Source organism: Gordonibacter pamelaeae (assembly GCF_003340385.1).
In the GTDB taxonomy this organism is placed as follows: domain Bacteria; phylum Actinomycetota; class Coriobacteriia; order Coriobacteriales; family Eggerthellaceae; genus Gordonibacter; species Gordonibacter pamelaeae.
In genome coordinates, this window is the sequence record NZ_PPTS01000007.1 from 190,803 (window position 1) to 206,167 (window position 15,365).

Here is a 15,365-nt window from a genome sequence, read left to right on the forward strand (position 1 = left end):
GGCAGCCAAGTTGTCCGACGGCGCACGGGGCGTACGTCACGCGCGTTGAAAGCACGACCTGGGGTTTCGCGCGAGCGAACCGCCACGTCCGAGCGAAGCCCGTCCTTTTCCGCCTACGCGTACGCAGGTAGCAGGAAGACAGAAGAGAACCGCCCCCATCTGTCCGCAGCTTAGCTCCGCAGCTTCTTCCACTTGCGGATCTTGCTGAGGAACGACTTGAACGGCGCGACGGTGTTCGTGTGGACCCACTTCCACACCGGCCACATCGACGGGGTCGACTGCGCCCACTTCCGGCCGCCCGGCTCGAACAGCTCGTCGTCGGAGAACCCGTCGACCCACTCCGCGAGCGCGTCCACGTCGGCCGAAAACGCGGCGGCCTCGAAGCCGCCGCGTCACGCCTATTCGCCCATCATGTCCTGGAGTTTCTTGATGTCGGCCATGCTCATGCCCCCCATGCCGGGCAGGCCCATGCGACGCCGGCGGCCCTTCTTGCCCTTCTTGCCCTTCTTGCCGCCTTGCAGGTCCTCAACGGCGGGCATCATCTTCTTCATCATCTTCTTCGTCTCGTTGAACTTCTTGATCAGCTGGTTCACGTCCGAGACGGTCACGCCGGCGCCGGCGGCGATGCGGGCGCGCCGCGAGCCGTTCAGCAGATCGGGCTTCTCGCGCTCGGCCTTGGTCATGGAGTTGATGATGACCTCCATATGGTCGAGCGCCCCCTCGTCCACCTGGCCCTGCGACATGGCCTTGTCGCCGCCGGGCAGCGCGCTGATCAGCTTCGATATGCCGCCCATCTTGCGTATCTGACGGTTCATGTCGATGAAGTCGTTGAGCGTGAGGTTCGCGCGCATCATGCGCTCGGCCTGCTCCTGCTCCACCTCTTCCTGCTGCACCTTGACGGCGCTCTCGATGAGGCTGACCACGTCGCCCATCCCAAGTATCCGCTTCGCCATGCGGTCGGGATGGAACTCCTCGAGGGAATCCGGCTTCTCGCCGGACGAGATGAACTTGATGGGCTTGCCGGTGACCTGCTTGATGGACAGCGCGCCGCCGCCGCGGGCGTCGCCGTCCATCTTGGACATGATAACGCCGTCGAAGTCCACGCGCTCGGCGAAGGCGGCCGACACGTTCACCACGTCCTGGCCGGTCATGGCGTCCACCACCATGAGGATCTGGTCGGGCTTGACCGCCCGCTTGATGGCCTCGGCCTCGTCCATCATCTCGTCGTCCACGTGCAAACGGCCCGCCGTGTCCACGATGACCACGTCGCGCAGGTTGTCGATGGCGTCCTGGACGCCCTCGGTGGCGATGCGCACCGGGTCCTGCCCGTCGCCGCGGTACACGCGCACGCCGATCTCGCCGCCGAGGGTCTGCAGCTGGTCGGCCGCGGCGGGACGGTACACGTCGCAGGCCACGAGCAGGGGCGAGTGGTTCTCCTGCTTCAGGCGGTAGGCCAGCTTCGCGGCGGCCGTCGTCTTGCCGGAGCCCTGCAGGCCCACGAGCATGATGACGTTGGGGATACGGCTGCCCAGGACGAGCTTGCTGTCCGTGCGGCCCAAGAGCTCGGTGAGCTCGTCGAGCACGATCTTGATGACGTTCTGCGCCGGCGTGAGCGAGTCGAGCACCTCCGCCTCCAGGCAGCGCTCCTTCGTGCGGGCGATGAAGCCCTTCACCACCTTGAAGTTCACGTCGGCTTCCAGAAGCGCCATGCGGATCTCGCGCATGGCGTCGTTGATGTCGTCCTCGGTCAGGCGGCCCTTGCCGCGCAGCCCGCTGAATATGCCCTGAAGGCGTTCGGAGAGGTTCTCGAGCATGGAAGTGCGCTCCCGTCGTCGGTCATGTTGTTCGCTAGAGGGAGATTATACTTGAACCCCGCCGCCCAAGGCGAACTTCACCTTTTCAACGAGCAAAACGAGTGTCCATTGTGAAAACTGCGATTGAGCAGATAAGCTTAGGTGTTCAAGCATTGCATAACTAATACGCTAATATTTATAAATCATTCTATCCCAAGGATGGGCGTTCGGAACTTCAGACTGCCCAAACGGACACAATCGGTTCAACTTGCACCGATACTTTGGCCCGCTATACCAATTCGCCCCCTTGCCCTCCATGGTAGAATGGCCGCATGGACGAAGCTCGGACATACCGGTTGAAGCTCTTCGACGCCGACGTGGCGCGGTTCACGCTTGCGCGCGATGCGCGCACGGGGGCGCGTTGCACGAACATCGAGGTTGACAAAGAAAAACGTCATCTGCTCCCCTTTCGCATGGCAGGCGAGCCCGCCTCGGTGGATCGTTGGATCCGGGCGCGCACCATCTCGAAGAACCGGACGTACGCCTCGCGTATCGTGCGGCAGTACGGCATCCACCTCGACGACCCCATCCAGATCCTCGACGTCTGCAACGCGCTTTCCCTGAACGACGCCTATTGGGTCGTTCCCGATGACTCGAACGCGACATTCGCCGAGAAGAACCTCTACGAGAACAATTTTGACGACCTGGTCGCGACCGTAGCCTTCTCGGGCGTCGTCGACTTGTCCCGAACGCCGGCCGGGCCCTCCGGCGAGCTCACCACCAGCGGCCAGTTCCCTAAGGCATGGCGCATCCACGAAGGGAAACGGTTCCTCTACAAAGCGGGTTCCCTCAACACGAATGGGCTGGAGCCGTTCGCCGAACATTTCGCAGCCCAGCTAGCCGAAGCGCTCGGAATCTACCATACCCCCTACGACCTTGCTGAATGGCACGGATCGTTATGCAGCGCCTGCCCGCTGTTCACCAGCCGCGAAACAGGCTTCACGCCCTTCGCGGCCACGTTCGGCGTCCTGCCGTTCGAGGAGGCCGCAGCCGTGTACTTAGAGCTGGGCGAGGAGGCGTTCAACCTGTTCACAGGCATGTCAGTACTTGACGCGCTCACCGCCAACGACGACCGGCACCTGAACAACTTCGGCTTCCTCTTCGACAACGCCTCGCGGCGCGTGACCGGCGCGGCACCGGTGTTCGACAACAACCTGGCGCTGTTCATGCGCGACATCGATTCGGGCTTGACCGCCGCCGACCTTGCTTCCACGGCGGCGTGGTACCGCGGCCACATGGACGTGACGCTGGACTACCAGGCAGAATATCTGATGACCGCAGACATGAAAGATCGCCTCGCGCTCCTGCGCGGATTCGAGTTCGCACCGCATCCCGTCCATGCCCTTGCGGACGGATACGTCGATCTCCTCAACGAGTACATCCGGCTGCGGGTGGAGCATCTGCTCGCCTTGCCGACGGTAAATGCAGCCGACCTTCGCCGCAAGCTGCAGCGCGTGCCGGATACGCGAGCAGCGGATCCCTTCGCGCCCGAACGGTGATGCCCCTCTTCTTGCCGCTCCTTATGCCGCGAACGCGATGGTGCCGCCGTAGATGGCGTAGCCCTGCTGGGCGCTCGTGACGTAGACGCTCTCCACGTGGAGCGCCGCCTTCAAATCGTCGACGAGGCCGAGCACCTCCTGCTCGCCCGCATGGATGCCGGTGTACACGAGCGTGCCGTTCTCCACCAGATTGCCCGCATCATCGGTGTAGCCGCCTTGCGCCTCGATCACGGTGTAGCCTTCGCCCGTAGCGGAGACGAGCGGCGTGGCCAGGGCCTTCGCCTCGTCGAACGAAAGCTCCTGCGCGCCTGTGTCCGCATCGGCCAGCCCCACGTACAGCGTGAACGCGACGCCCTCCTGCGTGGTGACCTTGTTCACAAGGCCGATACCCGACCCGCCTGACGGCTCCGACGTGGTGCATCCAGCCAGCACGCCGCCACCGAAAGCAACAACCGCCAGCACCGTCGCGAGTAAGCCCGCCCTCGCCTTCGCGTTCATCCGCTACTCCTTTCGCCTCCCCGGCGGGAGATTCGCTTTTCGCGCAATGGTAGGGATTGCCAGACAGCGGTGCAAGCGAAGCGCATAAACAGTCGACAAAAGCGCGAAACAGGTTCCTCAGAAGTACCGCCGTAGGCCGTCCTCGCCCACCTCGCGGCGGATGCGGCCGCGGTCGACCAGGTGGTCGAGGATCACGAGGCCCTCCATGAGGATGCACCAGCGCTGCACGAACGAGATGTCCTCCCAACGGCCGTGAGGCACGTTCCACTTTATGCGGCGGATCACCTGCTCGCCGGTCAGGCCCGGGCCGGCGGCCACGATGCCCGCGGCCTCCTCCAGGCGCTCGCGGTGATGGGCGTCCAGCCAGTCGATGCGCTCGGCGAAGTCGTCGCGCGGCTCGCCGTGCGACACGAACAGGCGCGAGCAGCCGAGCGCACGCACCTTCGCCAGGCTGTCGAGGTAGGCCTGCAGGGCGTCGGCGCCGTCGGGGAAGAGCGCGATGCCCGGCGAGATGACGAACAGCACGTGGTCGCCGCCGAACAGCACGCCCGAGTCGGGCTCGAACAATGCGAGATGACCCGGCGTGTGGCCCGGCACCTCGATCACCCGGAAGCGGAAGCGTCCGACGGCCACCTCGTCGCCCTCCGAGACGAACGTCGCGCGCACGCGGCCGGGATCGAACAACGGCGGCTCCACGGCGTACCGCGCGTAGCCCGAGGCGTCGCCCGCGCCCACGCCCTCCGCCAGGAGCCGGCGGCGCGAGGCGTCGAAGGCCGTCGAGGCGCGCGAGGCGCGGGCGGCCTCGAAGTCCACGGCGCTCATGAGCACCGGCGCGCCGTCAGGCACGATGCGGTCGACCAGCCCCGCATGGTCCAGGTGCAGGTGCGTGAGGAAGAACGTCGCCCGCGCGCGGTCGATCCCCAGCTCGTCGAGGGACGCGTCGAGCACGGCCGCGCCCTCGTCGGTGGGAGCGCCCGTGTCCACCACGAGGGCCTCGCCGCCGTCCATCACGACGAAGCAGTTCGTAGCGCTCGTGCTCACGTTGGCGAACGGCACCTTGACCTCGAACACGTCGGGGCCGGAGTGCACCTGGGCGAAGGGCATGCGCCCTTACTCCCGCTCGTCGAAGTCGCCCACGAGGGCGCGGGCGAAGTCGTGCGCGTCGAAGTCCTTGAGGTCGTCGAGGCCCTCTCCCACGCCGATCTTGAGCACCGGCAGCTCCAGCTCGTGGGACACCGCGAGCGCGATGCCGCCCTTCGCGGTGCCGTCGAGCTTCGTGACGATCACGCCGTCCAGATCGAGCGCGCGGTCGAACTCGCGGGCCTGCTGCAGGCCGTTCTGGCCGGTGGTGGCGTCGATGACGAGCACGGTGTACACGGGCAGCTGCGAGCGCTTGCGCACCACGGCCACCACCTTCTCCAGCTCGCGCATGAGGTCGGCCGACGTGTGCAGGCGCCCGGCCGTGTCCACCAGCACGAGGTCGGCGCCCTCCTGCTCGGCGCGCTCGAGGGTGTCGTAGCACACGCTCGCCGGGTCGCTGCCGCGCTCGCGCGTGCACACGGGCACGTTCGCGCGCCGCGCCCACACCTCCAGCTGCTCGATGGCCGCTGCGCGGAACGTATCGGCGCTGCCCAGGAGCACCGTGCGGCCCGCGTCGGTCGCCTCCTTGGCGAGCTTGCCCACCGTGGTGGTCTTGCCCGTGCCGTTGATGCCCACGAACAGCACCACGGCCGGCCCGCCGCCGAGCACGTCCTCGCCGCCGGGCGTGAACGTGGAGGCTATCTGGTCGTTCAGCAGGTCGAGCACCGCGTATGCATCGGGAAGCGCCCGTCTTGTGGCCTGGTCGCGAAGGTTCTCCACGATCTCGCTGGCTGCCGCGCCCCCGATGTCGGCCAGGATGAGCGTCTCCTCCAGGCCGTCCCAGAACTCGTCGTCCAGATCCGGGCCGCGGTCCAGAAGGACGTTCATCTGCTCTTTGAACTTGTCGCGCGAGCGGGAGAGCCCCTCGCTTATCCTATCGAAAAATCCCATGTGCGGGCTCCTTTCTCAACAACCTGAACAGTGTATCCCAAATAGGGCCGCACGTCAGCGGCGCGGGTCCGCTTCCTGCTCGGCGTGGATCTTGCGCAAGGAGCGCGTATACCCGACGAAGGGGAAGAGCGAGAGAACGAACCCGGACGCGAGGGCCACGCACGCTGCGAGGCAGGCCCACGACGCCGGCTCGTTGCCCTGGGCAGAAAGCCGCGCCTGGAGCACGAAGAGCAACGCCGCGGCAACCGCGCAGAGGAGCGCGCGCACGCCCAGGCCCTTCCGGCTCTCCCGAAGCGTCTCCGCCTCCGCGTCGTCATCGGTGTACAAGGGGGTCGTGCCGGCCTCGGCGCGCACGATCTGCCAGCCGGACCCCAGCACGACGGGTTCCCAGCCGCCGAGGCCGTAGAGCTCCCGCGCCTCCTCGGAGAAGTCGCGCTGGAAGTCCACCGCGTAGTCGTAGTCGTGCGGCTCGCCCTGCTCGAAGCGGTACAGGAGCGCCCGGTTGATGCCGCGCACATGCCAGCCCTTCGCGCTCATGCGCTTGAGCATGGCCATGTCGTGCCCGGGCATGATCGCCAAGCCCCCGCACATCCTATAGGTCGTCTTCGCCATGCCCCTCCTCGCCTGCCCCGGCACCGGCGCCATCGTCCTCCCTGCCCAGCAGCCCCTCGGCGAGCGCCAGCAGCCGCCGGCGCCGCTCGAAGTCGCGCCGCAGCACCGCGCGGCCCTCGTCGGTTGCCGCGTAGCGGATGCGGCCCTCCCCCTCGGGCCCCTCGGCCGCGTCGGCGAACTCCGCGATCCAGCCCGCGCCTTTGAGCTTCTTGAGCGTCGTGTACATGGTGGCCGGCCCTATCTCCACCGTGCCCTGCGTGGACTCCCTGATGCCCTGCATGATCCGGTAGCCGTGCGCCGGCTCGAGCGTGGCCAAGAGGATCAGGAAGATGCTGTCGGACAGCTCCCCCGTCTCGTACGGGCTCCTCTTCGCCATTTCGCTCCCTCTACTATATCAATGATGGATACTATGCTACAATCAGCCTGCTTGCAAGCGAATACTTTCGGTTCCCACTATACTCTATCTGGAAATGGAGCGTCTCATCATGGCTGAAGAGCATTTGGAAGCTGCGGCAAGCGGGCAGGCGGAAGGCTGGTTCGAGCAGAGGAAGGACCCCGGGTTTCGCAAGCGGCAAGATGCGAGCCTGTTCCAGACGATAACCCTGGTCATGCTGCCCTTCATCTGGGCGGGTTTCGTCTACTCGCTGGTCACGGGCAACGAGAGCAACATGAACGGCTACTCGCTCATGATCCTCTTCTTCTCGTTGCTGAACGCAGACGTGCTGGTCAAGGGCGAGAAGCTGTCGAACAAGGTGCTCGACGTGCTGGCGAAGGCCAACTGCGTGCTGTTCTTCGCCTGGGCCCTCGCCAACATCGTCTACCTGCTGGTGAAGTAGGCGAGGCGGCCGCGGCGGGGGTGCGGCCATCGCCCGCTCCCCCTCCCGCACGCACGTTGAAGCTACTCCGCGTGGCGCAGCGCGTGCTCCAGCTTCTGGCTGACCACCTTCGTCACGCCGTCGGCCTGCATGGACACGCCGAACAGCACGTCGGCCATCTCCATGGTGCGGCGCTGGTGCGTGATCATGATGAGCTGCGTGGAGTCGCGCAGCGATTCCAGGTACGACGTGAGGCGCCGCAGGTTCGAGTCGTCGAGCGCGGCCTCCACCTCGTCCAGGATGTAGAACGGCGTCGTGCGGATACGGTACACCGCGAACAGGAGCGCGAGCGCCGTGAGCGACTTCTCGCCGCCGGACATGAGCATCATCTTCGTGATGCGCTTGCCGCGCGGCTGCGCCGTCACCTCCACGCCCGTGTTCTCCAAGTCGTCGGGGTCCACGAGCGAGAGCTCGGCCGACCCACCCGGGAACAGCACGGCGAATATCTCGCTGAAGTTCTTGCTGACCGCGTCGAACGTGCGGACGAAGTCGTCCTTCATGCGGGCGTCGATGACGCGCACGATCTTGCCGAGCGCACGGCGCGCGCCGTCGAGGTCGGCGAGCTGCGCGGCCAGGTAGTCGTAGCGCTCCTTGAGGCGCTCGTATTCGTCGGCGGCATCGGGGTTGATGGTGCCCATGTTGGCGATGCGGCGGCGCAGCTTGAACGCCTGGTCCTCCACCGCGCCCCGGTCCTCCAGCTCGGGCAGCGCGAGCGCATGGTCGAGCGGCACCTTGCAGTCGTGCACGATGGCGTTCACCGCCCCCTCCACCTGCACCTCCAGGCGGCCCTTGTCGACCCGGGCCTGTCCCATGCGGGCGTTGGCCTCGTCGAACGCGTCGTGCGCGGCGCGCGCGGCGGTGCGGGCCTCGTTGGCCGCCTGGTGCATGCCCCCGGCGGCGTCCTGGGCGGCGTTCGCGGCGTCCTCGAGCGCGCGCGTGCGGCGCCGGGCGCTGTCGGAGAGCTCCTCCATGAGCGCGAGCAAAGGCTCGATGCGCCGCTGCGCCACCACCTTGCGCAGCAGGCCCTCGCGGGCCTCCGCGTCGGCCGCGGCCGCCTGCTCGATCTCGCGGGCGCGCGCATCAGCCACGCGGGACGTGTACGTCTCGCGCTCGGCGAGCGTGGCCGCCTTGAGCTTCGCCTCGGCCAGCGCGTCGCGCACCTGGGCCGCCTGTTTCCGCAGCGGCACCACGGCGTCCTGCGCCTCGGCGAGGCGCGCCGTGTCTTCCTCCAGCTGCCGGGCCAGGCCGGCCAGGCGCTGCTCCAGGGCCTCCACCGACGGCCGCGCCTCGGCCACGGTACGCTCGGCCTCGGCGCGCTGGCGCTCGATGTCCTCGAACTCGCGGCGCACGGCCGCCAGCTTCTCCTCGGCGCGCCGCGCGTCGGCGCGGGCGGCGTCCGTCTTGCCGCGCAGCTCGGCCAGCTCCTGGGACAGGCGCAGGCTCTCGCCCTGGGCCTGCCGCAGCGCCTCCTCGGCCGCGGCGGACGCCTGCTGCGCGGCGTCACGGGAGGCTTCGGCCTCGGCGAAACGCGCCCGCAGGCCGTCCAGGCGCCGGGCGCGGGCGAGCACGCCCTCGGCGTCGTCGGCCGCGGCGGCGCCGAGCGTCACCTTGCCCCCGGGCCACACCACGCAGCCGTCCTCCGTGACGAAGCGGGCGCCGGAGGCATCGCGCGCATGGGCGGCGAGCGCGGCATCCAGGCCGTCGCACACCACCACGTCGCCCAGCAGCGCCTCCACGGCGCGGGCGGCCTCGGGCGGGTACGACAGACCGTCCACGAGCGCGCGCCCGAGCCCGGCCGCCGCCGCGGCGCGGGCTGGCAGCTCGCCGGCGGCGCGGGCGGGCCCGGCGGCGTCGGCGCGCGCCACGAGCACGACCTCGCCCTGCTCGTCGCAGGACGCGAGCGCGGCGGCCACGGCGGCCGCTCCGGCGGCCTCGTCCACCAGCAGCGCCGCCACGTCGCCGCCCAGCAGGCGCTCCACGAGCGCCTCCGACCCCGCCTCGGCCCGCAGCACGTGCGAGAGCGGCGCCAAGGCGCAGGACAGCTCGTCGGCGTGGTCGAGCAGCCAGGCGCGGGCGGGCCCGGCGGCGGCGCTCGCGCGCTCCACCTCCTCGAGCCCCTTGATCTCCGAGGCCAGGAGCGACGCCTCGTCGCGGGCCTCCTCGAGCGCGGTGCGGGCGGCCTCGCGGGCCGTGAACGCGGCGCTCACCGCCCCGCGCGCCGCCGCCTCGCGCTCGGCGAGCGCCTCCAGTGCCGCGCCGGCGGCCGCGGCCGCTTCGGCGAGCGCTGCGGCGTCGGCCTGCGAGCGCTCGAGCTGCAGCTCCAGCTCCTTGCCGTGGCCCTCGATGAGCTTCACGTGCGCCAGGCCGCTGGCCAGCGACTCCTGCGTGGTCGCGAGCTCGCGGCGCGCCTGCTCCTGCGCCCGCTCGGCGCTCCGGCGCGCCTCGGTGAGCGCGGCCGCCTCGCGGTCGAGCGCACGGTGGCGCTCGGTGAGCGACGCGTGCTCCTCGGCGAGGCGCGCCACGTCGGCGTCGGCGCGCTCGCGCTCGGCGCGCACCTCGCCCACCTGCGCCGCCGCCTGCGCGCGCTCGGCCTCGGCCGCCGCGCGCCGCGCCTTGCCCGCCTCCAGCGCCACGCGCAGCTCGGCCTCGCGGGCCTGGGCGGCGCGGCGCTTCTCGTGCAAAAGCAGCGTGGCGCCGTCGAAGCGCTCCACGGCCGACGACGCGCGGCGATGGGTCTTCGCCAGCTCGCCCGCGTCGGCGCTCTCGCGGCGTATCCGCTCCTGCAGCTCCTCGACGCGCGCCTCGGCCTCGGCGATGGCGGCCTTCTTCTGCGCCAGCTCCTCGTCGAGGGCCCGCTCGCGCCCCACGGCCTCGTCCCAGGCGCGCTGCAGCACGCGCAGGTCGTCCACGGCCAGCGCCAAGGTGAGCTCGGAGAGCTCGGCGGACAGCCCCTGGTAGGCCCGCGCGCGCTTCGCCTTGCGCTCGAGCGGCCCCAGCTGGCGCTCCACCTCGGCCGCCACGTCCTTCACGCGCGCGAGGTGCTGGTCCATGTGCTCCAGCTTCCGCTCGCTCTTGGCCTTGCGCTGCTTGTGCTTCAGCACGCCGGCCGCCTCCTCGATGAGCGCGCGGCGGTCCTCCGGCTTGGACTGCAGGATGGAGTCGAGCGAGCCTTGGCTGATGATGGAGTGCGTGCCGGTGCCGAGACCCGTGTCGTGCAGGATGTCCAGCACGTCCATGCGGCGCGCCACCACCCCGTTGATCAGGTACTCGCTCTCGCCGGAGCGGTACATGCGGCGCGTGATGGCCACCTCGGCGAAGTCCACGGGAAGCGTGCCGTCCGAGTTGTCCAGCACAAGGTCCACCTCGGCGATGCCCACCGGCTTGCGTGCGGACGACCCCGCGAAGATGACGTCCTCCATGGCCTGGCCGCGCAGGTTCTTCGCGTTGCGCTCGCCCAGCACCCACAGCACCGCGTCCGAGATGTTCGACTTGCCCGAGCCGTTCGGGCCCACCACGGCCGTGATGCCCGGCTCGAGCGCGAGCGCGCTGCGGTCGGCGAACGACTTGAAACCCTTGAGGACGAGCGACTTCAGGTACACGGCCTACCCCTGCTTGCGCTGCTTGGCCTGGGCGCGCTCGCTCTTCTTGCGCGCCTTCTCCTCGGCGCGCGCCGCCGCCTTCTCGGCCTTGGCCAGCTTGGCCGCCTCGGCCTTCTCGGCGCGCGTCTCCTCGTCCACGCCCAGCCCGAAGAACTCGCCGAGGCGCGCGAGCGTGCTCTTGGCCGCCTGGCTCTCGGCCTCCTTCTTCGTGCGGCCGGTGCCGCGGGCCAGGCCCTGCGTGCCGGCGAACACCTGCGCCACGAACGTGCGGTCGTGCGGCGGCCCCTGCGTCTCCACGAGCTTGTACGTGGGCGTGATGCCGTCCTCCTGCAGCTTCTCCTGCAGGGCGCTCTTGGGGTTCTCCGGCTCGCGCGCCATGTCCAGCGACATGCGCGGGATGAGCGTGCGCTCCACGAACTCCTGCGCGGCCCCGATGCCGCCGTCCAGGTAGAGCGCCGCCACCACGGCCTCGTACACGTTCTCCAGCGCGGAGTGCAGGCCGCGCTTGCCCGTGCCCGTCTCCGACGAGCCGAACACGATGACGTCCGCGAAGCCCAGACGGTCGGCCACGTCCGACAGGCTCGCGCCCGACACGAGCGCCACCTTGATGCGCGTGAGCCCGCCCTCGTCCAGGTCGTGGAAACGGTGGAACGCGATGGCCGCCACGATGGCTCCCAGGATGCTGTCGCCCAAAAACTCAAGGCGCTCGTAGGAGTACTTGACGGATTTGCCCTCGGTTGCCGAGGGGTGGGTGATGGCAGAGAGCAGGAGGTGCTCGCTATCGAAGCGGTAGTCGAGTATCTCTTGCGCTCTGGCGAGCTTCTGTTCTTGCTCTTCGGTCAATATCATGAAGGTTCGGCCCTCTGCTGGTCGCTTCTCTCGTGTGTTCCGGTCCGTCGGCGCCGCCCCGCGCCCCCGCCAGGACGGGGAGGCCAGGCGCAAGGAAGGCCCCGGACGCGGACGCGCCGGGGCCACCTTGCCGTTCGGTTCATTGTAGCCGACTACGCGCCCTTCGCCACGGTCTGCGCGATTATTTCAGAAACCCCCGCGCGCACCACGCCGGCCGTGGTGAGCACGCCGTTCTTCACCGCGAAGGCGCTCGAGGAGCCGTGCCCCACCAGCAGCGCCCCCTTCACGCCCAGAAGCGGCGCGCCGCCGTACGTGTCGGGGCTCACCTGCGCCATGAGCTCCTTCAGGCCGCCCTTGATGGCGAGCGCCCCCAGCTTCGTGACGGGGGTTCGCATCATGATGCCCTTGAGCGTCTTGAACAGGGTCTTGGACGTGCCCTCGATGGTCTTCAGGCACACGTTGCCCGTGAAGCCGTCCGCGACGATGACGTCGAACTTCGCGGGGAGGATGTCGCCGCCCTCGGCGTTGCCGGCGAAGTTGGGCAGCTGCTCCTTCAGCAGCGCGTGGGCCTCCTGGGCGAACTGCGAGCCCTTCGCCTCCTCCTCGCCGATGTTCAGCAACGCCGCGCACGGGTTCTCGATGCCGACGATGCGCTCGGCGTAGACGGTGGCCATCTGGGCGAACTGCACGAGGTACGCAGGCTTGCAGTCCGCGTTCGCGCCCACGTCGCACATGACCACCGGGCGCACGGGCGACGGGATGACCGTGGCCAGCGCCGGGCGCGCCACGCCCTTGATGCGGCCCATGACGAGCGTCCCTGCCGCCAGGCAGGCGCCCGTGGAGCCGGCGGAGAAGAAGCCCTGCGCGGCGCCCTCCCTCACCAGGCGGCAGCCCACCACCACAGACGAGTCCTTCTTCTTGCGCACGGCCTCGGCCGGGTGCTCGCCCATGCCGATGACCTCGGTCGTCACGCGCGCCTCGCAGCGCTCGTGCGCCGCCGCGAACGGCTCTACCACCTCGGCCGGGCCGCACAGCACCACGTGCAGGGCCCCGTCGGCCTCGAGCGCCTGGGCCACGCCGTCGAGCACGACGCCCGGGGCGTCGTCGCCCCCCATGGCGTCGACCGCTATCGTGACTTCCTCGGACATGATTGCCTCCTTCTGCCGACGGCCTCCCGCGAGGCCGGCCTCCTGAGCGAGCCCCGGCCCTGCCGGGTCCCAGCCGCGCGCCTTGCTCGACCAACCTGAAAAAGCCTCCCCATGCATCAGCGGGCGCTGACGTGCGGGGAGGCTTTTCAACGCGGCCGAAGAGCGCGCGCCAAAGCGCGGATGCGCTATTCCGTCTCGATAACCTCGCGGTTCTTGTAGAAGCCGCAGTTCGGGCACACGCGGTGCGGAAGCTTCACTTCGCCGCACTGCGGGCACACGGAACGGGCGGGCGCACCGATCTTATCGTTGCTGCTGCGACGGTTATGGGTGCGGATACGGCCCATCTTGCGCTTAGGTACTGCCATGATCTATGCTCCTTCTGTAAGCCGGGCGAACCCGTGCCGCCCGTCCTCGCTTAGTAAACATGCGAAACGGTATAGTACCAAAGGTTCGTGCGCCGCGCAAGGCCCCATCTGCGCTTTTCTTCGACATGCCACACGTGCTCCACACGGCGGCCGCCCCGGGGGCGCGCCGCGTGGATCAGAGCCCCTCCGACGGGCGGCCGAACTGCATCTCGTAGTAGCGCGCGTACGTGCCGCCCAGCTCCAGCAGCTCGTCGTGGGTGCCCTGCTCCACCATGCGGCCGTCCTCCACCACCGCGATGAGGTCGGCGCCGCGTATGGTGGACAGCCGGTGCGCGATGACGAGCGTGGTGCGGCCCTCGGACAGCTCCTCGAGCGATGCCTGGATGGCCCGCTCGCTCTCGTTGTCGAGCGCGCTCGTGGCCTCGTCCAAGATGAGGATGCGCGGGTTGCGCAGGAACACGCGCGCGATGGCGATGCGCTGCTTCTGCCCGCCCGACAGCCGCGCCCCGCGCTCGCCCACGAACGTGTCGTAGCCCTCCGGCAGGCCCATGACGAACTCGTGGATGTTCGCGCGCCGCGCCGCCTCCACGATCTGGGCGTCCGTGGCATCGGGTCGCCCGTAGGCGATGTTCTCGCGCACGGTGCCGCCGAACAGGTACACGTCCTGCTGCACGATGCCGATGGCCTCGCGCAGCGTCTCCACCGTCACGTCGCGCACGTCGATGCCGTCGATCTCCACCGAGCCCGCGCCCGGGTCGTAGAAACGGGGCAGAAGTGAGCACGTGGTGGTCTTGCCGCCGCCCGACGGCCCCACGAGCGCCACGGTCGTCCCGGCCGGTATGGCCAGGTCCAGGCCGCGCAGCACCTCGTGCTCGCCGTCGTAGCCGAAGCGCACGCCGCGGTAGCGCACTTCTCCGGCCACGAACCCGTCCGCCCGCCCGCGCTCTGCCTCGGCGGCCGCAAGCGGCAGGGCGCCGGGCCGGTTGCGCACGTCGGGCCGCACGGCCAGCACCTCCATGAAGCGGCGGAAGCCCGCGTAGCCCTTCTGGAACTGCTCGGTGAAGTTGATGAGCTGCTCGATGGGCGACAGGAAGATGCCGATGTACAGGGCGTAGATGGCGAGCTCGGCGGGCGCCAGGCCGCCGGTTGCCACGAAGTAGCCGCCGCCCACGATGGTCACGGTGTACAGCACGCCGGTGAACACCGAGTTCACCGCGTGGAACGCGCCCATGAACCTGTACGAGCTCTCCTTCGTGTCCACGAAACGCTCGTTCGTGCCGCCGAACTTCGCTATCTCCACGCCCTCGTTGCCGAACGACTTCACCACGCGGATGCCGCCGAGCGAGTCCTGCAGCCGCGCGTTGATGTCGGCCATCTTCCTGCGGTTCTCCGTGAAGATGACGCGCTTGCGGTAGTTGCGCCAGAACGCGTAGGCCGCCATGACCGCCGTGGCCGCCAGCATGATGGCCGTGAGCGGCACGTTGATCATGAACAGCAGCACGAACGAGCCCGCGATCTTCAGGATGCAGATGAACAGGTTCTCCGGCCCGTGGTGCGCCAGCTCCGATATGTCGAACAGGTCGGTGAGCAGCTTGCTCATCATCTCGCCGGTGTTGTTGCGGTCGTAGTAGCTGAACGACAGGCGCTGGTACTGCCTGAACAGGTCCATGCGCATGTCGGCCTCCATGCGCGCGCCCATGATATGGCCCCACGCCGTGATGAAGTACTGGCAGGCCGTGCGCAGGGCGTAGAGCGCGGCGAACCCGAGCGCGATCCAGCCGAGCGCCGAGAGGATGGCCTCGGGCGGCTCCAGGAAGAACTCCCTCGTGAAGAAGCCCAGGAACTGGGGGAAGGCCAGATCGACCGCGGCGAGCACCGAGGCGCACACGAGGTCGAAGAAGAACAGGAACTTGTAGGGCTTGTAATAGGCGACGAAGCGCGCGAGCACCTGGCGCGCGGAAACGCGCGGCTCGTCGGCGCCCGAAGGGGCCGTGGGATCGGCCGCAGGGGCCGGGGTATTCTTCTTAGTGTCCATG

At 68.8% G+C, this 15,365-nt stretch carries 13 protein-coding genes and 1 pseudogene; 2 read left to right on the plus strand and 12 right to left on the minus strand.

Annotated elements, in window-relative coordinates:
* Positions 1-170 precede the first annotated feature (170 nt).
* Positions 171-359 (minus strand): annotated as a pseudogene (locus C1877_RS12030) (ClbS/DfsB family four-helix bundle protein); the annotation flags it as partial.
* 39 nt (positions 360-398) lie between these two features.
* Positions 399-1,814: a signal recognition particle protein gene (gene ffh, locus C1877_RS12035; protein ID WP_015538870.1), complete on the minus strand. Its 1,416-nt coding sequence runs from the start codon at positions 1,812-1,814 to the stop codon at positions 399-401.
* Positions 1,815-2,125: 311 nt separating this feature from the next.
* Between ffh and C1877_RS12040 the strand changes: the two genes are divergently transcribed.
* Positions 2,126-3,352 carry a HipA domain-containing protein gene (locus tag C1877_RS12040; RefSeq protein WP_227155156.1) on the plus strand — a complete coding sequence of 409 codons (1,227 nt, stop codon included), beginning with the start codon at positions 2,126-2,128 and terminating at the stop codon, positions 3,350-3,352.
* Between the two features lie 21 nt (positions 3,353-3,373).
* On the opposite strand, the gene C1877_RS12045 is transcribed toward C1877_RS12040, so the two are convergent.
* The 5 genes from C1877_RS12045 to C1877_RS12065 all read right to left on the minus strand — a co-directional run bounded on the left by C1877_RS12045 (position 3,374) and on the right by C1877_RS12065 (position 6,869).
* Positions 3,374-3,850: a hypothetical protein gene (locus C1877_RS12045; RefSeq protein WP_015538871.1), complete on the minus strand. Its 477-nt coding sequence runs from the start codon at positions 3,848-3,850 to the stop codon at positions 3,374-3,376.
* A gap of 117 nt (positions 3,851-3,967) precedes the next feature.
* Positions 3,968-4,954 carry an MBL fold metallo-hydrolase gene (locus C1877_RS12050; protein WP_114569279.1) on the minus strand — a complete coding sequence of 329 codons (987 nt, stop codon included), beginning with the start codon at positions 4,952-4,954 and terminating at the stop codon, positions 3,968-3,970.
* A 6-nt stretch (positions 4,955-4,960) separates the two neighbouring features.
* Positions 4,961-5,881, minus strand: a complete 921-nt coding sequence (gene ftsY, locus C1877_RS12055; protein ID WP_114569280.1) for a signal recognition particle-docking protein FtsY — start codon at positions 5,879-5,881, stop codon at positions 4,961-4,963.
* Between the two features lie 54 nt (positions 5,882-5,935).
* The gene (locus C1877_RS12060) at positions 5,936-6,493 is read right to left on the minus strand and encodes a DUF2812 domain-containing protein (RefSeq protein ID WP_041238874.1); all 558 of its coding nucleotides are present in this window, start codon (positions 6,491-6,493) and stop codon (positions 5,936-5,938) included.
* A complete protein-coding gene (locus tag C1877_RS12065; protein WP_114569281.1) occupies positions 6,474-6,869 on the minus strand; it encodes a PadR family transcriptional regulator in 396 nt (131 codons plus the stop codon). The genes C1877_RS12060 and C1877_RS12065 overlap by 20 nt, the downstream gene beginning before the upstream one ends.
* A gap of 109 nt (positions 6,870-6,978) precedes the next feature.
* Between C1877_RS12065 and C1877_RS12070 the strand changes: the two genes are divergently transcribed.
* The gene (locus C1877_RS12070) at positions 6,979-7,329 is read left to right on the plus strand and encodes a hypothetical protein (RefSeq protein WP_041238876.1); all 351 of its coding nucleotides are present in this window, start codon (positions 6,979-6,981) and stop codon (positions 7,327-7,329) included.
* A 62-nt stretch (positions 7,330-7,391) separates the two neighbouring features.
* Here C1877_RS12070 and smc read toward each other — a convergent pair whose 3' ends face one another.
* From smc to C1877_RS12095, 5 genes are all read right to left on the minus strand, one after another.
* Complete coding sequence (smc, locus tag C1877_RS12075) at positions 7,392-10,967, minus strand: chromosome segregation protein SMC (RefSeq protein ID WP_114569282.1); 3,576 nt, start codon at positions 10,965-10,967, stop codon at positions 7,392-7,394.
* Positions 10,968-10,970: 3 nt separating this feature from the next.
* Positions 10,971-11,816, minus strand: a complete 846-nt coding sequence (gene rnc, locus C1877_RS12080; protein WP_015538874.1) for a ribonuclease III — start codon at positions 11,814-11,816, stop codon at positions 10,971-10,973.
* Positions 11,817-11,968: 152 nt separating this feature from the next.
* On the minus strand, positions 11,969-12,964 hold the full coding sequence (plsX, locus tag C1877_RS12085) for a phosphate acyltransferase PlsX (RefSeq protein ID WP_390624774.1): 996 nt from the start codon (positions 12,962-12,964) through the stop codon (positions 11,969-11,971).
* Positions 12,965-13,149: 185 nt separating this feature from the next.
* Complete coding sequence (gene rpmF, locus C1877_RS12090) at positions 13,150-13,329, minus strand: 50S ribosomal protein L32 (RefSeq protein ID WP_041238879.1); 180 nt, start codon at positions 13,327-13,329, stop codon at positions 13,150-13,152.
* Between the two features lie 175 nt (positions 13,330-13,504).
* Positions 13,505-15,364, minus strand: a complete 1,860-nt coding sequence (locus C1877_RS12095; protein ID WP_181813846.1) for an ABC transporter ATP-binding protein — start codon at positions 15,362-15,364, stop codon at positions 13,505-13,507.
* Position 15,365: the final 1 nt, after the last annotated feature.